Raw genomic sequence first — 20709 nt, forward strand, 5'->3', positions numbered from 1 at the left:
TAAAATTACAATTAATGAAATTTAATACTAAAACTATACACGGAAACCAAAAGCACGATCCTTCAACCGGAGCGGTAATGCCTCCAATTTATCAAACTTCAACGTATGCGCAAGCATCACCGGGAAATCATAAAGGGTATGAGTATTCAAGAACTGCAAACCCAACAAGAACTGCTCTTGAAAATGCTTTTGCAAGTATTGAAAATGGAAAATTTGGTTTAGCTTTTGGATCAGGTTTAGCAGCTATAGATTGTGTAATGAAATTATTAAGTCCGGGCGATGAAGTGATTTCTACAAATGATTTATATGGTGGTTCGTACAGAATTTTCACTAAAATATTTGAAAATTATGGCATTAAATTTCATTTTATTGGAATGGAAAATGCCGGTAATATCGAAAATTATATTTCAGAAAAAACAAAATTAATTTGGGTTGAAACTCCTACAAATCCAATGATGAATATTATTGATATTGAAGCTGCTTCTCAAGTAGCAAAAAAGCATAATGTTTTATTGGTTGTTGATAATACTTTTGCAACACCTTATTTACAAAATCCGTTAGATTTAGGTGCTGATATTGTAATGCATTCTGCAACAAAATATTTAGGTGGCCATTCTGATGTGGTAATGGGTGCCTTAATTGTTAATGATAAAGAATTGGCTAATAAACTGTATTTTATACAAAATTCATGTGGTGCAGTTTGTGGACCAATGGATAGTTTTTTGGTGTTGAGAGGAATAAAAACGTTGCATGTACGTATGCAACGCCATTGTGAAAATGGTAAAGTTGTTGCCGAATTTTTACAAAATCATCCTAAAATAGAGAAGGTATATTGGCCCGGATTCGAAAGTCATCCAAACCATGAAGTTGCAAAAAAACAGATGAAAGATTTTGGAGGAATGGTTTCTTTTGTTGTTAAAGGAAATAAAATGAACGATGCTTTTAAAATAGTTGAAAACTTAGAAATATTTACGTTGGCTGAGTCTTTAGGTGGAGTAGAATCTCTTTGTGGGCATCCCGCAAGTATGACACATGCTTCCATTCCAAAAGAAGAACGTGAAAAAACAGGTGTGGTAGATTCGTTAATCAGGTTAAGTGTTGGTATTGAAGATAAAGATGATTTAATTGCCGATTTAGAGCAGGCGTTAAGTTTAATTTAGGTAATAAACATAGCCAACGTGTACCCACAAAAGCCAATCGTTGTATTTGTTGGCAGGATCGGGTCTAGAGTTAAGTCCATCAACATAATTTGAAAAGAAATATTGCCAACGCGATTCAATTAATATATCGGAATATTCACCTAGTTTATATCTGGTTCCAATACCCAATGTTGCCGATAGTGTAATACCGGAGTCGTCTCGGGCAGCTTTAGGATCTATATTTGGATCCCATTTTGGGTAAAGAATATCGGGATCTCTCCAATCACCCAAATCGGATGAAATGGTTGGATCGTAAAAATCGACAAAAACACCGGCACTTAAATACGGAGACCATTTAAGGTCTGGTATTCTTCTTGAGCCAAAATCTACAATATCAACCCAATGAAATTCTAATTGGGCGCCTACATTAATTAACTTTGTTTCTCCATGGTGAGCACGTAATTGATCAGCGCCATAAGAGGTTTCACTTTTATCAACATATTTGCCAAAATGATCTAATTTAGCTGACATGTACGACAGTTCGGCTCTAATTCTAAAATGCTCATTAAAATAGCGAGTTCTTTGGTTCCATTTATAACGGTAATTTGTAAAATTCATATAATAAACCAAACCAATTCCCATACCAACATTACCACCAACATTACTCATAAAATTATTTCGCTGTCCATAATCTGTAGTAAATGATGCAGAACCGGCAATAATTCCTATTTCATGGCTTTTACCAGAATGCTGGGCTTTTAGGTTTACCAAAAAAAAGTAAATTGAGAATGAAATTAGTATTTTAAATAGATAGTTCAAATAATTAGTTTTAAACAAGTTAAATGTAACAAAATCTTTATAAAATTTATAGTATTAACTAAAATAGGCTTAGTTTATTATAAAAGTTTCATTTAAATCCCAGTTTGCTCTTAGTTCAAGTTCTTTATTAAAATACATAATTGTTTCCGGTTGTCTTCTGTTTAAAAAACTTCCGGTATCCCATTTTCCGCTATTGTTTTCATCTAAAATAACCCGTATTAAATAATTTCCGGGGAGCAAGTTTTTAAATGCAACAATTTGAGGATTTTTTATAATTGATCTTCTAATTAATGTGTTTTTTGTATCAAGCAATTGAACAATAAACGATGTTTGTTTATCACTAACTAAATTCAGATATATATTTCCATAGTCTTCAAGAGATTTTGTTGTTAGTTTAAAGAACAAAGAATCGTTAGAAATTTCATAAATATCTGTTATGGTATTGGGCAATATTTCAAAGTTGTATGATGAATTTTGTTTTTTGTCAAAATTGATGTACAACTTGTTTTTAGATTTTGAAAGTATGGTATTAAAATCAACTAAAAGAGAATCTTTATCAAAAATTTTAATTAATGATGTATCAACTTTTATAATAGGAGTGTTAGTTGAAATTGAGAAAGTATCTAACAAATGCAATACACTTGAGGTGCTTTTTTGAACTTTTAACGAATCAATTTTTGAGTTGCGCAACCGTACGCTTAAATTTTGAAAATAGTCTTCTTTAGAAACAGAGAAGTTTAAAGAATCTACTTCAAAAGGGCTATACCAAAAATTTAACGTGTCTTTATCTTTTTCATAATTAACAACATAGTTGAAATTTTCTGGTGTTTGAGTTAGCAATTCAAGTTCCAAATTATCTGCATTTCCTTCAAAACCAAATATAATGTGTCCTTTACTTGCTTCTTTAGGTGGATAAACTTTTAACTCTGGGATTTCTTTAAAAATAGGAAATTCGTAGCTTAAAGTTGTTGGTAGAGAAATGGTGTCTTCAATAAATCCGATTTTATCAATTTTTGGTTCGTAAATTTTATTGCTATTAGCATCTTTTAAAGCAATAAGTAAATATTTACCGCCTTTTAAATTGGTTAAATCAAATAAAGTGCTGTCTAAAGTGTTTGCTAAGTATCGGGGTTTTTCTTTATAAATAATTGAATCTGTATAACGTTCATTATATTCATAAAGCATCACGTCTATATTTTTTATTGATTCTTTAATTGTAGGATCGTAAATTGAACCGGTAAGGGTTAAAGAATCTATATAGGTGCCGGTAGAAAAAACGTATTTAAAATTTCCCAATTCATTTTCTTCATTATTATCAACAATACTGTTTCCAAAATTAAAAGTATATGTTGTGTTTGCCTCTAAAGTGTCTAATATTTTTATTGTAATAAACTTACTTGCAGTACCAAGAGGCGTAATTATAGGGTCAGTTTTTTGAGGAGGAGAAATAACTAATTTCTTTTTTAGGTCTTTTAATTTGATATATTCATCAAAATAAATTTTAATTTTTTCTTCTTTAAAATTTACAGTTTCAATATTCGGTATAGCTTTAACTAATATAGGAGGAATTGAATCTTTTGGTCCTCCTGTAGGAGAACCTCTTCTTGCGCAACTAAAAAAAATGCTGAATAGTATTAAAAATAAAAATGTAGATACAGTAAACCTCATAAACTATTATTTTATACTACAAAATAACAATTAATTTATGGAAAATACATATTAAAATTTGTACTTATAAAGTTTACTTAGTGTAAGCCATGCAAGCAATACTAATTTTTAAGTTTTTAATGTTGCTTAAAGCTTTATAACAGGCTTCGAGTGTAGCTCCTGTTGTAATTACGTCATCAATTAATAAAATATGTTTGTTTTCTAAAGTTGAATTATTTTCTACCGAAAAAAGTTCCTCAACATTTTTCCACCTTTCAAAACGCAATTTTTTAGTTTGGGTTTTTGTTGATGAAATTCTGACTAAAATATTTTCAAAATAAGGAATATTTAATTTTTCTGATAAACTTTTTCCAAAAGAGGTTACTTGGTTATAACCTCTTTTTTTAAGTTTTTTTGAATGTAGAGGTACCGGAATAATACAATCAATAGTATTAAATCTATTGCTTTCGTTCATTTCATCACCTAACCAATCTCCTATAAAAACACCAATTTCCTGATGTTTTTTATATTTAAGTTGATGAATTAATTGCTGAATTTTTCCTTTTTTCAAATAATAAAACAAAGCGGTAGCATTTTCAACAGGTATTCTTCCATAAAATGTTTTTTCAACTAAATTATCTTTTTCAAAGCTAAAATTGGTTAATGGTAAGTCGTGCCTGCAAGTTATACAAATATCACTTTCATTTTCAGTCAAATATTCGTTACAACATAAGCATACATCAGGATAAAAAAGATTAAAAATATCTCCAATAAATTTCATAGTAGTATAAACAGCAATTTTTGATTTTAAAAATAATTTAAAATAAAGCAAATTCAAAATTTATAAAATAAATATGTTTTATTAAAAAATAATTTATAAATTTATAATACTCCATAAAATCACCCTTATTTTATTCAGCCTCAAAATTATTTAATATGTTTTTTATAATTTAATTTAATCTTTTACGTTACGTTAAAACAATTAAACTCTTTAAAAATGGAAGAAACTAAAAACTCAAATTACAAGATTATACTTATAATTTTAAGTATATTATTACTTGGTGTATTGGCTTATACATATTATAATAATAAAGAATATAAAACGTTAACCAATGCTATTGAACAGGAAAAAGAAGAAATAGAGCAAAATTTAGATAGTATGATTGTTAAATATGAAAATGCTATTGCTCAAAAAACTTCAATGTCTAATGATTTGGCATTGGAAAGAGATAAAATTATTGCTTTAAGAGACTCTTTAAAAGATATAAAAGCCACAAATTACAGTTTAATACGTAGATATAGAAATCAAATAGCAAGTTTAGAAGAAACTAATAAAAAATTATTTACATTAAATGAAGCGTTGAAGGACGAAAATGAAATACTAGCTATTCATTTGGATAGTGCAAATGTTAAAATTTCTAAGCAAATAGCTAAAAACGATACGTTAGCGTTGCAAAATTTAACGTTAGCTGAAAAAGTAGCTATTGGCTCTACTTTAAGATTAAATAAAGCAAAAGTTATTGCCATGAGAGAGCGAAGTAATGGTAAATTGGTGGAGACATCTAAATCAAGAAATACAGATGCTTTTAGAATTAACTTTACAATTGCCAAAAATGAAATTGCAGATCAAGGCGATCGTCAGGTTTATATTCAAATACTAGATACTAAAGGCAATACTGTTGCAAGTAAAGGTGAACTTGTATTGTTTGATGAAACTTCAATAAGTTACAGCGATCAAACAATTGTAAATTATATAAATGAGCCGGTTGATATTATTTCTTTAGTAGAAGTTGATAGAGATTTAATTGAAGCCGGAGTATATGCAGTTAATATTTATATAGAAAATAAACTGGCAGGTACAACTAAAATTATATTAAAATAATTTTAACACTCCAAGTTTAGACACAATTTGATGTTTTAGAGGTGGAAATAGTTTATGCTATTTCCACCTTTTTTATTTTATAAAACCAAATCTTTACTATTTTTGCAGAATGGCAAATCAAGAAGATCAATTTAAAAAAGTAGTTTCACACGCAAAGGAGTACGGTTATGTTTTCCAATCAAGTGAAATTTACGACGGTTTAAGTGCAGTATACGATTACGCACAAAACGGTGTAGAATTAAAGAAAAATATTAGAGAATATTGGTGGAAAGCCATGGTACAAATGCATGAGAATATTGTAGGTATTGACGCTGCAATATTTATGCATCCTACTACATGGAAAGCTTCAGGGCATGTTGATGCTTTTAACGATCCATTAATTGATAATAAAGATTCAAAAAAACGATATAGAGCTGATGTTTTAATTGAAGACTATGTTGCTAAACTCGATGCTAAAATTGAAAAAGAAGTTGTTAAAGCAGAAAAACGCTTTGGTGAAACTTTTAACAAAGAACAATTTTTAGCTACAAACCCAAGAGTTTTAGGTTATAAAGAACAAGGAGAAGCAATTTTAAAACGCATGGGAAAATCTTTAGAAAATGAAGATTTAGCCGATGTTAAAGCTTTAATTGAAGAATTAGAAATTGCATGTCCCTTGTCAGGCTCAAAAAATTGGACTGAGGTTAAACAATTTAACTTAATGTTTGGCACAAAATTAGGAGCTTCTGCAGATACAGCAATGGATTTATATTTACGCCCTGAAACTGCTCAAGGTATTTTTGTAAACTTTTTAAATGTGCAAAAATCAGGTAGAATGAAAATTCCTTTTGGAATTGCACAAACCGGAAAAGCATTTAGAAATGAAATAGTTGCACGTCAGTTTATTTTCCGTATGCGTGAATTTGAACAAATGGAAATGCAATTTTTTGTACGTCCCGGAACTCAAAAAGAATGGTACGAACAGTGGAAAGAAACGCGTTTAAAGTGGCACTTGTCATTAGGAATGGGTGAAGAAAACTATCGTTTTCACGATCATGAAAAATTAGCACATTATGCTGATGCAGCTGCGGATATCGAGTTTAAGTTTCCTTTCGGATTTAAAGAATTAGAAGGAATTCACTCTCGTACAGACTTTGATTTGTCGAGCCACGAAAAATATTCGGGAAAAAAATTACAATATTTCGATCCGGAATTGAATGAGCGTTATGTGCCATACGTAGTTGAAACTTCAATTGGTTTAGACAGAATGTTTTTGGCTGTTTTTTCACACTCTTTACAAGATGAAGAATTAGAAAACGGTACAACAAGAACTGTTTTAAAATTACCGGCTGTTTTAGCACCTACAAAAGCGGCAATTTTACCTTTAGTAAAAAAAGACGGTTTACCGGAAATTGCACGTAAAATAGTTGAAGATTTAAAATGGGATTTTAATGTTGCTTATGATGAAAAAGATGCTGTTGGACGTAGATACAGAAGACAAGATGCTGCCGGTACTCCATTTTGTATTACTGTTGATCATGACACATTGAATGATAATACTGTTACCATTCGTTATAGAGATACTATGGATCAAAAACGAGTAAAAATTGAAGAACTTCGTTCTATTATAAAAGAAGAAGTTGACATTAAAAACTGGTTGATGAAAATGTAGTATTAAAAATATTTAAATAAAAAAATCCAAGCATATGCTTGGATTTTTTTTACGCTTTATAATCTAAAACAATAATTGTTGTGTTGAAGTATTTTCGTGTTCCAGAAGCCATTTTTTACGCCAAATACCACCGGCATATCCTGTTAAATCTCCATTACTTCCAATAATTCTATGGCAAGGAATTATAATCCAAATAGGATTTTTTCCATTTGCTGATGCTACAGCTCTAATAGCTTTTACATCTCCTAATTTTTTAGTTTGTTCTAAATATGTTCGGGTTTTACCGTACTCAACATTTAATAATTCATCCCAAACACGTTTTTGAAAGTCTGTTCCCTGTGGATTTAGTTTTAGGTTGAATTGTTTGCGTATTCCTTTAAAATAATCATCTAATTGCTGTACGCATTCTTGCAAATATTCAGGAATTATTATTGAGGTTTCTATAACATCATCAATAACTGTAACTGATGAAATTCCGTTTATATCACCTGTAATTTTTGCTGTACCAATAGGTGTTTTATAATATGCTGTTTGATTAGATTCCAAATATTGCTTTTGAATTGTTAGTGGTTATTTCAGCAATTTCTTGCGGACTTAAGTTATAAATATCTACCAACTTATCCAATACTTTTGTAATATAACTGCTTTCGTTTCTTTTCCCTCTAAATGGAGTGGGAGCAAGGTAAGGAGCATCGGTTTCCAGTACTATATTTTTTATGGGAATTTCGTGTAAAAACTGATCAATTTTACCATTTTTAAAAGTTACTACACCTCCAATACCTAATTTCATATTAAAAGATAGCGCTTTTTTAGCCTGTTCTAAAGTTCCTGTAAAACAGTGAAAAATACCAAAAAGTTTATCGTCTTTTTCTTCTTCTAAAATTTCAAAAATTTCATCAAAAGCATCTCTGCAATGTATAACAATAGGCAAGTTTTTTTCTTTGGCCCATTGTATTTGAGTTTTAAAAGCAATTTGTTGTTGTTTTAAAAATGAGGTATCCCAATACAAATCAATACCAATTTCACCAACAGCATAAAAATTTCGTTTATCTATCCAATGTTTCACAAAGGCTAACTCTTCTTCAAAATTTTCTTTAACATGTGTAGGGTGTAATCCCATCATTAAAAAAGTATTTTCAGGGAATGTTTTTTCCAAATCTAACATAGCATTTAGATAAGTAGAATCAATTGCCGGAATAAAAAATCGAGAAACACCTGCATCAATTGCACGTTGTATCATTTCATTTCTGTCTTCATTAAATTGTTCGCTGTATAAATGTGTGTGAGTATCCGTTATAATCATAAAGCAAAAATAGCTAAAAAAGCATTAGATTTGAGGCAAAATTAAATCGAATGAAATTAGACAACATTCTTTTAAGAGAAGGATATGCTAAAATAAAACTCAAAAAGATAAATACAAATCATTTTGAGGTTAAAGCCAAAGTAAATGGAATAAAGGGAAGGTTTATTTTAGATACAGGAGCTTCAAATTCTTGTTTAGATATTGCATTAGCCGATAAATTTAAACTTAATGTTTCAGATTCTGATACAAAAGCAGCGGGAGCAGGAGCTATTGGTATGGAAACTAAAGTTTCGGTTAATAATGAAATTGGTTTAAAAAAATGGATTTATAAAAATTTTTCTATTGTTTTGCTCGATTTAACTCATGTAAATACAGCTTTAACCGAACACAAAAGTGAAGCTGTAGACGGTATTATTGGTGCCGATATTTTAGAAAAAGGGAATGCCATTATTGATTATAAAAACAAATTGTTGTTTTTAAAAAAACTGGTTTATAAATTTTAGTTTGAATTTAAAACCCAAGTTATAATGGCTCCTGTATAAAACATATTGTGTTTTAAACTTTTTGAAACCGATAAGTCAATTGCAAAATTATCTATTAAATTTACTCCAAAGCCTGTACCTAAACAGTTTGATTCGGTTGTGTCAAAAGTAAAATCACTTGTATTTTCTATAAAATAATGAAACTTATCATTTGGCTCATAACTAATATTTACAATATAGAACCCTGTAGTGTCTTTATCTAAGTTAGTAGTTGAACCTATATTATAGTTAAGACTTATTTTTTCTGTAATTAGGTTAGATAGATTTAGTGATATAATATTTCCCAATTTATTAAAGCTAAAAGTATCGGTTGAAGAAATAATTCTTCCCATTAAGGCAGCTTCCGGAAGTAAGTTATTTTGTTTCCATAAATTAACAGACAGGCCTATTTCAACTTCTTCAAATTTAAAAACATTAGATGTTAACTTATTATTTTCATAACACCTTTCTTTAGTAAAAGGAGTATGTAGTTGTAATTCTACATTATCAGATAAACCATATCTAATAAGTATATTGGGAATACTCCATGATGTATTTTTTTCTGAATTTATTTTTTCGACGGAGTAAAGTGTTTCAAATTCCAATTGAATATTATTTTTTTCTATTCCTGAGGAAGGCTCAACCGTTTGTGCATTTAATTTAAGAGATAATAGACTTATAATTAATAGTGAAATTAAAACTCTACGTTGCATTTTTATTTAAACTTAATTTAATATAACGCAAAGTTATTTTTAATAAGTCTAAATAAATAAGTTTTTTAATTGGTTTTTATAGGCTAATTAAATTTCCAAATTTTAATCCAAAATAAATGGTTCTTGGGTTCATAGGACCATAAACATAAGCTGGATCTCTATCAATATCACTGTCAAAATCATCTTGATAGGAATTGAATATATTTTTAACTCCGGAATATAATTGAAGTGTACTGTTTTTAATTTTAATGTTATGTCTGATTTTTAAGCCCAAATCAAAAAATGTGTCTGATTTTCTAAGTTCTCCTTCATCAGGATTTGTTATGGTTGGTCCAAAATAAGGAACTAACATTTCTCCGGTATAATTTCCGGTTGTCGAAAAACACCATTTAGTTGTTGGTTCCCAATCAAGTGCTATATAACCATAATTGTCAGGTGTTCTAAAAAAGGTTTTTTCATTAAATTCTTGTACTTCTTCATATTCACTTTTTTGATAAGTGTACCCTGCTTTTAATGAAAACTTATTATTAGGAACTATATTTAATTCAAAATTTAGTCCTTGTACTTTTGCCCCTTTTTTAGCGTTAATTCTAGTATAAATAACTGTTCCATTTTCATCAGGTTCAGAAAACTCATTAGAAAAAGGATCATTTAATTTGGTATAAAACCCTTCTACTAAAAAGCCAAAATTAGTATTTCCAATAATGCCACTATAATCTAAAGAAGCCATATAACTGCTACTCGTTTCTTGTTTTAAGTCAGGATCATTTACATGAATTACTTGTCGTGAGCCAGAAGTTTCAATATGTAAATCTTCATCAAAAATTTGTGGAGCTCTATATCCTTTCGAATAACTTAAGCGTGCTTGTAAATTCTTTTGAATATCATATAAAAATGAAATTCTAGGACTTAAAACATCACCGGTTTTATCGGCATTATTTTTTTGTTTGTCTTTTACTTTATACCAGTCTAAACGAGCTCCTAAGGATATAGTTAACTTGTTTTTTTTGATTTCATATTGTGAAAATACACCAGTTGTATAAATACTTTGGTTAGCAACTATAGTGTTTTCAGTATGTGGTATTTCTACAATTTCATTATCAATAATTAGTGCATTTTCGTAATCTAAATATCCTAATTTTTTATCTTTTAAAGTAGATCCTGTGTTTTCAACTCCTAAAATTAAATTAGAATTTTTAAAAAAAGCATTGTATTGAATACCTGTATTATAAGTAAAATCTTTAGTATTTCCATAATCACTAAGTGACTGATTTGCTCCGTAATAGGAATCTCTGTCAATTTTTTGTGCTGAGGCAAATACTGAGAATAAATCTTTTTCTCTGTAATATTGCTCAAAAGTTAAAGCTCCTGTAGTTAAATTATGCTTTACTGCTTCAGAGATATCTGCTTCGTGATTCGGATAACTAAATTTATTACCACCTCTTCTGTCTTCATTTATATGAAAGAAATCCATTGCTAATTTCGCTTTTGTACCAATTTTTTGAAATAATCTGCTTCCTATTGTTGTATTTTTTAATGAAGCAATTTCAGAAAAACTATCATTGTTGGCATCAAAAGGGTCTCTATCTCTGTGAAATCCATAAACGGCTAATCCTGTATTTCCTGAATTTGAAACTACGGACGTATTAAAATTTACAGAATAATCTTCAGAAGTGTTTTTTGAATCATCAACACCTACACCAATAATACTGCTGTTAAAACCAATTTCATATGAATTTTGTGTAGGATCTTTTAAAATTAAATTGATAGTTCCCGCTATGGCATTACTGCCGTATAGTGCCGAGCCTCCACCTCTAATTATTTCAACCTTATCAATCATATTTGATGGAATAAGCTCTAAGCCGTAAACACCAGCTAAACCACTAAAAATTGGGCGACTGTTAATTAATATTTGAGAATACGGACCTTCTAAACCATTCATTCGTATTTGACTGAAACCACAGTTTTGACAGTCGTTTTCCATACGTAAACCAGGACAAAAATTTAATACTTCACCTAAAGTAACAGACTGTGTTGTTTCAAATATGTCGGTATTTATTATATTTACAATGGTGGAAGCTTTTTTTCGCTTAATTTTACTTCTGTTCCCTGTAATTACTATTTCATTTAAACCTAAAATATCAGGTTCTAATTCAAATTTAAGGGTTAACGTTTCGTTCTCTTTTATAGTTATTGTTGTTTCATAGGGTTTAAACCCGTTAGACTGAGCTGTTATGGTGTATGTGCCAGGTTTTAGGTTTGACAGAGTGTAATTCCCATCATAATTTGTTGTTGTGCCAAGTGTAGTGCCATTTACAAGGATAGTAGCGTAGGGTAAACTTTTACTTTCACTTACAACATTTCCTGTAATTGTAGCACTTTTTGGTTTTTCTTGGGTATAAATGGTTATAGATATTAATAGAAATCCTATTAATAAAATTATTTTTTTCATTTTATTATTTTAAATATTTTATAAAATTATTTTAAACTATTATGATAAAATATTTAGAAAAGGTGGAGCTTTATTTCGAATTTTTAAATGAAAAAACTTATAAATTAAGCTGTTATTATATTTTACAAATATTTGTGTTTTAATACTAAAAGTAAGTAAAGTAAAAGTGAAGAATAATAAAAAAAGTAACTGAGAATGTGTTAGAAATAAAAGTTCTAATTTAGTGTGTTTATGTGATTTAAAAGGAAGTGTATCACCTGTTTTATTATAAGGATGTGCATGAGTTACTATAGTTCCATCATCTAATTTATGTGAATGTAAATTAACACTTAAGTTAAAAATGTTTATAAACAATGCCAAAATCCATAAAATACTTATGATTTTAGTAGAGGTATTGTTAATGATTTTTAACATAAAAGTTGTAGAATTAATATGTTGTTAAAAGTATTTAGAATTAGTCTAAATAAAAATGACAAATATCATTTTACATAAAAAAAGCCGAGTTTTAAACTCGGCTTTACGTTTTTTTATAATTATTTTATAGCTCTAAAGCCTTTTTAGGATTGTTATCCATTAAAATTTCAACAGGATTTTCCAAAGCTTCTTTTACAGCGACCAAAAATCCTACAGATTCTTTTCCATCAATAATTCTATGGTCATAAGATAGTGCAACATACATCATAGGTCTTATAGCTACTTCACTATTTACAGCTACAGGACGTTCAATAATATTATGCATACCTAAAATACCGCTTTGAGGTGGGTTTATAATTGGGGTGGAGAGCATTGAACCAAAAACACCTCCATTAGTAATGGTAAAAGTACCTCCGGTCATTTCATCAACGGTAATTTGACCATCACGAGCCCTAATTGCTAATCTTTTTACTTCATTTTCAATACCTCTAAATGATAAATTTTCAGCATTTCTGATTACAGGAACCATCAATCCTTTTGGTCCGGAAACCGCAATAGATATATCTTGGAAATTGTGGGTAATTTTATAATCACCATCAATCATTGAGTTTACATCTGGGTACATTTTTAAGGCTCTCACTACAGCTAATGTAAAAAAACTCATAAAGCCTAAACTCACACCATGTTTTTCTTTAAAATCTTCTTTAAATTCTGAGCGAAGATCAAAAATAGGTTTCATATCTACTTCATTAAAAGTAGTAAGCATAGCGGTTTCATTTTTAACAGAAACTAAACGTTCAGCTACTTTTCTGCGAAGCATTGACAATTTTTTACGTTCGCTACTACGAGATCCACCTGCAGGTGTTCCCATGCTTGGTACAGCTTTTACAGCATCATCTTTTGTAATTCTACCATCTTTACCGGTTCCTTTTATTTCAGACGGGTCAATATTTTTTTCGGCTAAAATCTTTTTTGCAGCAGGCGAAGCAGTTCCACTTGCATAGGTTTCTTTCTTTTCTTCAGGTTTGCTTTCGTCTTTTGGAGCTTCAGAAACAACTTTAGGCTCTTCTTTTTTAGTTGAGTTACCTTCAGGTTTTTCCCCATCTAAATCAATTAAACAAACAACTGCTCCAACAGCAACAGCATCCCCTTCTTCAGCTTTTAAAGTTATAATACCACTTTCTTCAGCTGGTAGTTCTAAGGTAGCTTTATCAGAATCAACTTCGGCAATTGGCTGATCTTTTTCAACATAATCACCATCTTGTACAAGCCAAGTTGCAATTTCTACTTCTGTTATAGATTCTCCCGGTGAGGGAACTTTCATTTCTAAAATCATCTTTTTACTTTTTTTTTACACTTATCAATTTGAGTGAGAGCAAACAAACTTTGGTAATCATTTTAAGAGATTCCTCGTTTCGTTATCACTTCATTCAGAATGATATTTTTATTTTATTAGTTAGTTTCGTTAGTTTCAAATACTTTATCAATTACACGTTGGTGTCTTCGTTTAAATCGAGCAGCGGAACCTGCTGCCGGCACTGAATAAAATGGTTGTGAAGCTACCTCAAGATTTACTATTCTAAATCTTTGTAGCATATAACTCCATGCTCCCATATTTTCAGGTTCTTCTTGAGCCCAAACATAATTTTTAACATTTGGGTATTTGTTAATTATTTGTTGTAATTTATCTAAATGTAAAGGAAATAATTGTTCAATTCTAACCAAAGCAACATCATCTCTTTCTAAATTAGTGCGTTCTGCTACTAAATCGTAATAAAATTTACCTGTACAAAATACTAATTTAGTTACATTTTTTGGATTTATAGAGTCGTCAATTACTTCTTGAAAACTTCCATTTGATAAATCATTTAATGATGAAACAGCTAATGGATGACGTAATAAACTTTTAGGTGTAAATACGATTAAAGGTTTTCTGTAATCTCGTTTCATTTGTCTGCGTAATAAATGAAAGAAATTAGCAGGTGTAGTACAATCTGCTACAATCATATTATCAGTTGCGCACAATTGTAAATAACGTTCCATTCTTGCAGATGAATGTTCAGACCCTTGACCTTCGTATCCGTGAGGTAATAAAACAACTATTCCGTTTTGTAATTTCCATTTATCTTCTGCTGCCGATAAATATTGGTCGAAAATTATTTGAGCTCCATTACTAAAATCGCCAAACTGAGCTTCCCATATTGTTAAGGTATTTGGATTTGCCATAGCGTAGCCATAATCAAAACCAAGAACACCATATTCTGACAATAAGGAATTGTAGATATACATTTTTCCTTGATTATCACTCAATGTATTTAATAAATTAATGCGTTCTTCAGAAATTTCATCACGTAAAATAGCATGTCTGTGGCTAAATGTTCCTCTTTCAACATCTTGACCGGAAATACGAACATCAAACCCTTCTTTTAACAAACTACCATAAGCCAAAGTTTCAGCCATACCCCAATCAATTTTATCCGTTTCAAAAACCATGTTGTTTCTGTCTCGCAAAATACGTTCGGCCTTACGTAAAAATTTAGTTCCTTCAGGAACAGTAGAAACTATAGTAGCAATATTTTCTAATTCTTGTTTTGGATATGTTGTATCTTCTGAAAAAAGCATAGCTTCAACACCTTTGCGTACAAAGCCTTTCCAGGTATCTTGCATAAACTCTCTTACTTTTGAAGTTTCAACTTCTTTAGAGTTTTCATACTCTTCTTCTAATAGATTTTTGAATTCTGTGATTAAATTGTTTAAATGGTCAGTATCAATTACACCTTCATTTATTAATTGTTTAGCATAAATATCTCTAGGGTTAGAATGTTTAGCTATGGCTTTGTATAGTTTTGGTTGTGTAAAACGAGGTTCGTCACCTTCATTATGTCCATATTTTCTGTAACCCAATAAATCGATAAAAATATCACGTTTAAATTTCATTCTGAAATCTAATGCTATTTCAACTGCGTGTACTACAGCTTCAACATCATCAGCATTTACGTGTAATACAGGAGATAGTGTTACTTTAGCAACATCGGTACAATAAGTACTTGAACGGCCATCCAAATAATTGGTGGTAAAACCTATTTGGTTGTTTACAACAATATGAATTGTGCCTCCGGTAGTATATCCATTTAATTTACTCATTTGAGTAACTTCATATACAACACCTTGCCCTGCAATAGCAGCATCTCCATGAACAATTATTGGTAGTAATTTTGAGTTATCTCCGTTGTAAATTCTATCAATTTTAGCTCGTGCAATACCTTCAACTACAGGTCCAACAGTTTCTAAATGAGAAGGGTTTGGAACCAAATTCATTTTAAGTTCTTTATTGTTTCTTAAAGTTTTATGGGTAGTTAAACCTAAATGGTATTTTACATCTCCGTCAATGTTTTCATCTTCAAAATCTTTACCTTCAAATTCACTAAAAAGCTCTCGAATTGGTTTTCTAAATATATTGGTAAGCGTATTTAAACGTCCACGGTGAGCCATTCCCAATACAAATTCATCTACACCATAAACTTCAGCAGCATTTCTAATAATGGTGCTCATGGCAGGAATTAATGTTTCTCCACCTTCTAATGAAAAACGTTTTTGGCCAACATATTTGGTTTGCAAAAAGCTTTCAAATGTAACTGCCTGATTTAGTTTTTTTAGAATGTATTTTTTTGATTCGGCAGAATAATTAGGATGATTTGAGTTTTGATTCAATTTTTGCTGAAGCCACTTAATTTCTTCCGGATTTCGAATATACATGTATTCAACTCCAATAGAATCACAATAAACAGTTTCCAGATGTTCAATTATTTTTCTTAAAGTAGTTTTTCCGGAACCAACAATTTCACCGGCATCAAAAACGGTATCTAAATCATTTTCTGATAAACCAAAGTTTTCAATAGCTAATGTGGGTGAGTATTTACGGCGTTCTCTAACAGGGTTGGTTTTGGTAAATAAGTGACCTCTGGTTCTATAACCATTAATTAAATCTATTACTTTAAATTCCTTAAGTACGTTTTCAGGAACTTTAAATTCAGTAGTTTCTTCTGTTGGGTTGTATTTCTCATTTGCAAAATCATATCCTTGAAAAAAACTTCTCCAACTAGGTTCAACCGTATCAGGATTCATTAAATACTGGTCGTATAAATCGGCTATAAAACCTGTATGTACAGTATTTAAAAATGAAAATTTATCCATATTGTATGTTAGTAGTCAATGTTTTATTTAATTGGTAAAAATACAATTTTTACTAAAACCACCATTTTAATTATTTTTTTTTTGAAAGAATTATTTTTTTAGTAAAATTTGACTAAAGCATTTAAAAATGTGAGGTATTTTTGTTTTAAATATTAAAACTTATTTATTATAAGAGTTGTTTGGTATTTATTTGTACTTGGTTATTTTTTTGAGGAATAAAAATATTTTTAAAAAGAGTGATTTTTTTGTAAAAAAAACTTGCAAAAAGTAGAAAAGCTTGTATATTTGCACTCGCAAAAGAGAAATTCCTCCTTAGCTCAGTTGGTTAGAGCATCTGACTGTTAATCAGAGGGTCCTTGGTTCGAGCCCAAGAGGGGGAGCAAAAGCAAAGAGTTACAAGTAATTGTAGCTCTTTTTTTGTTTAAGGGCTCCATAGTTCAAGGGATAGAATAAAAGTTTCCTAAACTTTTGATCCAGGTTCGAATCCTGGTGGAGTCACAAAAAATATTAAAATTGAATTATTTTAGTTATACTTATAATTTAAAGGTATTTGGATACTTCAATAAAAAAGTTGTAATCATATAAAATTCTTATTGTATTTTGCATGAGCTAAAAAATTATATATGGCTTTAGAAATTGAAAGAAAATTTTTAGTAAAAGGAAATTTTAAAAAGGAAGCTATAAAAAGCTCTAAAATAGCACAAGGATTTTTATCTACAGTAACTGAGAGAACAGTACGTATTAGAATAAAAGATGACAAAGGCTTTATAACGGTAAAAGGAATTAGTAATGATTCCGGAACAATACGTTTTGAGTGGGAAAAGGAAATTTCTGTTGAAGATGCAGAAAATTTACTAAAATTATGCGAACCAACAATTATTGAAAAAATCAGGCATATTGTTCCGGTAAATAATAATTTATTTTTTGAAGTTGATGAGTTTTTAGGAGAAAACAAAGGACTTTTTATTGCAGAAATTGAACTACCTGACGAAAATACCTTTTTTGAAAGACCAAGCTGGTTAGGAGAAGAAGTTACCGGACAGGTAAAATACTATAACTCTATGTTATCAAAAAGGCCGTTTATTAATTGGTAAAATATGGCTATATTGCGGAGATTCTTAATTTAAAAAATTGAAAACGTAAATATTACTATATGGTAGAACTCGCCAGTATCATAATTTTAGGAATTATCGCACAATGGGTAGCTTGGAAATTTAAATTACCGGCTATTTTACCACTTATATTAATTGGTTTATTGGTGGGGCCAATTTCTACATTATTTACTAATGATGGAACCAAATGGTTAGAGCCTGTTTGGAATGGTAGTGAAGGTTTATTTCCAAGTGAGCGTTTATTCAATTTTGTATCACTGGCAATTAGTATTATTCTTTTTGAAGGAGGTTTAACCTTAAAAAAAGAAGAAATTTTAAATGTTGGTCCTGCAATTTTAAAACTTATTACAATTGGTTCAATCATTACCTTTTTAGGAGGCGGTATAGCAGCACATTATATTTTCAACTTAACTTGGGAAATATCATTTTTATTTTCAGCTTTAATAATTGTAACCGGTCCAACAGTAATAGGGCCAATACTTAGAAATATTCCATTAAAAAAAGATGTTTCGGCAGTTTTAAAATGGGAAGGAATTTTAATTGATCCAATTGGAGCTTTGGTTGCCGTTTTGGTGTTTGAGTTTATTAGTGTTGGCGAAGGGTATAACTATACATTAGATGCTTTAATTGAGTTTGGAAAAATAGTAATAGTTGGCTTAACCATAGGTTATACCTCTGCGTATGCTTTGTATTATTCAATAAAGAGAAATTTTATACCACATTATTTGTTAAATGTAGTTGTATTAGCAAGTGTATTGGCAGTATTTGTATTGTCCGATGTGCTTGCACATGAATCAGGTTTATTATCAGTTGTGGTAATGGGAATGGTTTTAGGTAACAGAAAGGTAAATCAGTTAAAAGATATCTTATATTTTAAAGAATCATTAAGTGTAATATTAATTTCAATCTTATTTATTGTTTTGGCAGCAAATATTAATATTGAAGATTTATTACTTCTTTATAGATGGGAGACGTTACTCTTGTTTTTAATCGTGATTTTTATTTTAAGGCCATTGTCTGTATTTATAAGTACAACACATTCCGGATTAAAATTTAACGAAAAACTATTTATAAGTTGGGTGGGTCCAAGAGGGATAGTAGCAGCAGGTATAGCATCGTTATTTGGATTAAAATTATCTATGCGAGGAGAGCCGGGTGCAGAATATATTACGCCACTTGTGTTTATGATTGTATTGGGAACGGTACTTTTAAATGCTACAACAGCTCGTATGTTTGCTAAAATAGCAGGTGTGTTTTTGAAAAAATCTAATGGTATATTAATGGTTGGAGCTTCTAATTTTGCACGTTTAATAGCAACGTATTTAAAAAATAATAATAGAAGAGTTGTTTTAATTGATAGTAATTTAGAAAACATAAAAAAAGCACGTGAATTAGGTTTGGAAGCTATTGAAGAAAATGTATATTCTGACGATTTATTAGATGATATTGAATTAAATGACGTAGGTTATTTATTAGCTCTAACAGGAAGCGCATCAGTAAATGAATATGTGTTGGATAAGTTTTCGCACATTTTTGGTGAACATGGTTCGTTTAGACTTATCTCAACTGATGAGATGAAAAAAGGAGATATGCTGAATGGTAATTTATTTACACATAAAGACGATTATATCAATTTAAGCGAAGTAGTGAGAGATTATCCTTTTGTTCATGAAGTAGAAGTTAATTCTTTAGGAAACTATAAAAGTTTACTCAAAGAAATTAATGAAAAAAGTAATTCGATACCATTATTTTTAAAAGACAATAATGGCGTAATACATATAATTTCTTCAATAGATAAATCTGTAAAAATTGAAAAAGGCAACCAAATAATGTATATAGGTAAAAAAATTATTTAAAAAGATTAACTTATATATAAGGTTATCGAAACTATTTAATAACAAATAATTCGGTTATTGCATACTGTAAATTATTCACTTTAAGTTGAATATAATATTTATATTGTGTGAATTCTAAAAAACAGAAAAGAAAACTAGATATAGTTGTTATTTCCGATGTACACTTAGGAACCTACGGTTGCCACGCAAAAGAACTCCTTCAATATTTAAAAAGTATCAATCCTAAAACAGTAATACTTAACGGTGATATTATTGATATTTGGCAATTTAGTAAACGATATTGGCCAAAATCTCATATGAAAGTAATAAAGTATTTAATAGGATGGATTTCTCAAGGGAAAGAAATTTACTACATTACCGGTAATCACGATGAAATGCTTCGAAAATTTGAAGGATTTAAAATAGGTTCATTTTCCATAAAAAACAAAGTTGTATTAAAGTTAAACGGAAAAAAAGCCTGGTTTTTTCATGGTGATGTTTTTGATGTTACAATGAAACATTCTAAATGGTTGGCAAAACTTGGAGCCATTGGCTACGATTCGTTAATTCTTATAAATACTGTAGTAAATTATATAAGTAACTTTTTTGGACAAGGTAAAATCTCATTATCAAAAAAAATTAAAGACGGTGTAAAATCAGCAGTTAAGTTTATAAACAACTTTGAGCAAACTGCTGCAGAAATTGCAGTAGATAATAAGTTTGATTATGTAGTTTGTGGCCACATTCATCAGCCAATAATAAAAAAAGTAAAAACAAATTCAGGCGAGGTAACCTATTTAAATTCTGGTGACTGGATAGAAAATTTAACAGCTTTAGAATATAGTAAAAAAAAATGGAGCTTATATAAATATATTGAAGCTGATTTTCAAAAAGAAGTTGAACTTGAATCAATTGAAGTAGAACTTGATATTGTTGATAAAACAGCTAAAGAAATTTTTGGACAATTAGTGGCAGATTTTAATTTTAAAGTGTAGTGTTAGTTTATTAGTAAATTATATAAATAAAA

The 20709-nt window shown here is 29.8% G+C and carries 17 protein-coding genes and 2 tRNA genes; 9 read left to right on the forward strand and 10 right to left on the reverse strand.

Annotated elements, in window-relative coordinates; translation table 11 throughout:
* The first annotated feature begins 14 nt into the window (after positions 1–14).
* Positions 15–1160, forward strand: coding sequence for a cystathionine gamma-synthase (locus tag HGB55_RS05560; protein WP_168815474.1), 1146 nt, complete (start codon positions 15–17; stop codon positions 1158–1160).
* On the opposite strand, the gene HGB55_RS05565 is transcribed toward HGB55_RS05560, so the two are convergent.
* From HGB55_RS05565 to HGB55_RS05575, 3 genes are all read right to left on the reverse strand, one after another.
* Positions 1152–1910 carry a glutamate dehydrogenase gene (locus HGB55_RS05565; protein WP_168815475.1) on the reverse strand — a complete coding sequence of 253 codons (759 nt, stop codon included), beginning with the start codon at positions 1908–1910 and terminating at the stop codon, positions 1152–1154. The two genes, HGB55_RS05560 and HGB55_RS05565, sit on opposite strands and share 9 nt — an antisense overlap.
* Positions 1911–2027: 117 nt before the next feature.
* Entirely contained in the window at positions 2028–3626 is a 1599-nt protein-coding gene (locus HGB55_RS05570) for an Ig-like domain-containing protein (RefSeq protein WP_168815477.1), read from the reverse strand.
* 73 nt (positions 3627–3699) lie between these two features.
* The gene (locus HGB55_RS05575) at positions 3700–4437 is read right to left on the reverse strand and encodes a ComF family protein (protein WP_371807805.1); all 738 of its coding nucleotides are present in this window, start codon (positions 4435–4437) and stop codon (positions 3700–3702) included.
* A gap of 165 nt (positions 4438–4602) precedes the next feature.
* On the opposite strand from HGB55_RS05575, the gene HGB55_RS05580 reads away from it, so the two are divergent.
* Together HGB55_RS05580 and HGB55_RS05585 are read left to right on the forward strand one after the other, a co-directional pair.
* Positions 4603–5487, forward strand: coding sequence for a hypothetical protein (locus HGB55_RS05580; protein ID WP_168815479.1), 885 nt, complete (start codon positions 4603–4605; stop codon positions 5485–5487).
* Between the two features lie 109 nt (positions 5488–5596).
* Positions 5597–7138, forward strand: a complete 1542-nt coding sequence (locus tag HGB55_RS05585; RefSeq protein ID WP_168815481.1) for a glycine--tRNA ligase — start codon at positions 5597–5599, stop codon at positions 7136–7138.
* Positions 7139–7201: 63 nt separating this feature from the next.
* Here the strand turns inward: HGB55_RS05585 and HGB55_RS05590 are convergent, their stop codons facing one another.
* Both HGB55_RS05590 and HGB55_RS05595 read right to left on the reverse strand, forming a co-directional pair.
* Positions 7202–7684, reverse strand: coding sequence for a methylated-DNA--[protein]-cysteine S-methyltransferase (locus tag HGB55_RS05590; protein ID WP_168815483.1), 483 nt, complete (start codon positions 7682–7684; stop codon positions 7202–7204).
* On the reverse strand, positions 7674–8441 hold the full coding sequence (locus HGB55_RS05595; protein ID WP_168815485.1) for a TatD family hydrolase: 768 nt from the start codon (positions 8439–8441) through the stop codon (positions 7674–7676). The genes HGB55_RS05590 and HGB55_RS05595 overlap by 11 nt, the downstream gene beginning before the upstream one ends.
* A gap of 50 nt (positions 8442–8491) precedes the next feature.
* Between HGB55_RS05595 and HGB55_RS05600 the strand changes: the two genes are divergently transcribed.
* Positions 8492–8944, forward strand: coding sequence for a retropepsin-like aspartic protease (locus HGB55_RS05600; RefSeq protein WP_168815487.1), 453 nt, complete (start codon positions 8492–8494; stop codon positions 8942–8944).
* Here HGB55_RS05600 and HGB55_RS05605 read toward each other — a convergent pair.
* The 5 genes from HGB55_RS05605 to HGB55_RS05625 all read right to left on the reverse strand — a co-directional run bounded on the left by HGB55_RS05605 (position 8941) and on the right by HGB55_RS05625 (position 16735).
* Positions 8941–9675 carry a transporter gene (locus HGB55_RS05605; protein ID WP_168815489.1) on the reverse strand — a complete coding sequence of 245 codons (735 nt, stop codon included), beginning with the start codon at positions 9673–9675 and terminating at the stop codon, positions 8941–8943. The two genes, HGB55_RS05600 and HGB55_RS05605, sit on opposite strands and share 4 nt — an antisense overlap.
* Positions 9676–9751: 76 nt before the next feature.
* Positions 9752–12127, reverse strand: coding sequence for a TonB-dependent receptor (locus HGB55_RS05610; RefSeq protein ID WP_168815491.1), 2376 nt, complete (start codon positions 12125–12127; stop codon positions 9752–9754).
* Between the two features lie 39 nt (positions 12128–12166).
* On the reverse strand, positions 12167–12541 hold the full coding sequence (locus HGB55_RS05615) for a hypothetical protein (protein WP_168815493.1): 375 nt from the start codon (positions 12539–12541) through the stop codon (positions 12167–12169).
* Between the two features lie 124 nt (positions 12542–12665).
* Positions 12666–13877: a 2-oxoglutarate dehydrogenase complex dihydrolipoyllysine-residue succinyltransferase gene (gene odhB, locus HGB55_RS05620; protein ID WP_168815495.1), complete on the reverse strand. Its 1212-nt coding sequence runs from the start codon at positions 13875–13877 to the stop codon at positions 12666–12668.
* A 116-nt stretch (positions 13878–13993) separates the two neighbouring features.
* Entirely contained in the window at positions 13994–16735 is a 2742-nt protein-coding gene (locus HGB55_RS05625; protein WP_168815497.1) for a 2-oxoglutarate dehydrogenase E1 component, read from the reverse strand.
* Between the two features lie 306 nt (positions 16736–17041).
* Here HGB55_RS05625 and HGB55_RS05630 point away from each other — a divergent pair.
* The 5 genes from HGB55_RS05630 to HGB55_RS05650 all read left to right on the forward strand — a co-directional run bounded on the left by HGB55_RS05630 (position 17042) and on the right by HGB55_RS05650 (position 20677).
* Positions 17042–17115: transfer RNA gene (locus HGB55_RS05630), tRNA-Asn, on the forward strand.
* Between the two features lie 46 nt (positions 17116–17161).
* Positions 17162–17233, forward strand: a tRNA-Arg gene (locus HGB55_RS05635).
* 125 nt (positions 17234–17358) lie between these two features.
* Positions 17359–17829 carry a CYTH domain-containing protein gene (locus HGB55_RS05640; RefSeq protein WP_168815499.1) on the forward strand — a complete coding sequence of 157 codons (471 nt, stop codon included), beginning with the start codon at positions 17359–17361 and terminating at the stop codon, positions 17827–17829.
* A 59-nt stretch (positions 17830–17888) separates the two neighbouring features.
* The gene (locus tag HGB55_RS05645) at positions 17889–19703 is read left to right on the forward strand and encodes a sodium:proton antiporter (RefSeq protein ID WP_168815501.1); all 1815 of its coding nucleotides are present in this window, start codon (positions 17889–17891) and stop codon (positions 19701–19703) included.
* Positions 19704–19810: 107 nt separating this feature from the next.
* On the forward strand, positions 19811–20677 hold the full coding sequence (locus tag HGB55_RS05650) for a UDP-2,3-diacylglucosamine diphosphatase (protein ID WP_168815503.1): 867 nt from the start codon (positions 19811–19813) through the stop codon (positions 20675–20677).
* The last annotated feature ends 32 nt before the right edge of the window (positions 20678–20709 follow it).

It is taken from the genome of Lutibacter sp. B1, assembly GCF_012524075.1.
Taxonomy (GTDB): domain Bacteria; phylum Bacteroidota; class Bacteroidia; order Flavobacteriales; family Flavobacteriaceae; genus Lutibacter.

Coding starts and splice junctions, on each gene's coding strand:
- HGB55_RS05560 (WP_168815474.1), top strand. CDS start 15: ATGAAATTTAATACTAAAACTATACACGGAAACCAAAAGCACGATCCT.
- HGB55_RS05570 (WP_168815477.1), bottom strand. CDS start 3,626: ATGAGGTTTACTGTATCTACATTTTTATTTTTAATACTATTCAGCATT.
- HGB55_RS05580 (WP_168815479.1), top strand. CDS start 4,603: ATGGAAGAAACTAAAAACTCAAATTACAAGATTATACTTATAATTTTA.
- HGB55_RS05585 (WP_168815481.1), top strand. CDS start 5,597: ATGGCAAATCAAGAAGATCAATTTAAAAAAGTAGTTTCACACGCAAAG.
- HGB55_RS05595 (WP_168815485.1), bottom strand. CDS start 8,441: ATGATTATAACGGATACTCACACACATTTATACAGCGAACAATTTAAT.
- HGB55_RS05600 (WP_168815487.1), top strand. CDS start 8,492: ATGAAATTAGACAACATTCTTTTAAGAGAAGGATATGCTAAAATAAAA.
- HGB55_RS05605 (WP_168815489.1), bottom strand. CDS start 9,675: ATGCAACGTAGAGTTTTAATTTCACTATTAATTATAAGTCTATTATCT.
- HGB55_RS05610 (WP_168815491.1), bottom strand. CDS start 12,127: ATGAAAAAAATAATTTTATTAATAGGATTTCTATTAATATCTATAACC.
- HGB55_RS05615 (WP_168815493.1), bottom strand. CDS start 12,541: ATGTTAAAAATCATTAACAATACCTCTACTAAAATCATAAGTATTTTA.
- odhB (WP_168815495.1), bottom strand. CDS start 13,877: ATGATTTTAGAAATGAAAGTTCCCTCACCGGGAGAATCTATAACAGAA.
- HGB55_RS05625 (WP_168815497.1), bottom strand. CDS start 16,735: ATGGATAAATTTTCATTTTTAAATACTGTACATACAGGTTTTATAGCC.
- HGB55_RS05640 (WP_168815499.1), top strand. CDS start 17,359: ATGGCTTTAGAAATTGAAAGAAAATTTTTAGTAAAAGGAAATTTTAAA.
- HGB55_RS05645 (WP_168815501.1), top strand. CDS start 17,889: ATGGTAGAACTCGCCAGTATCATAATTTTAGGAATTATCGCACAATGG.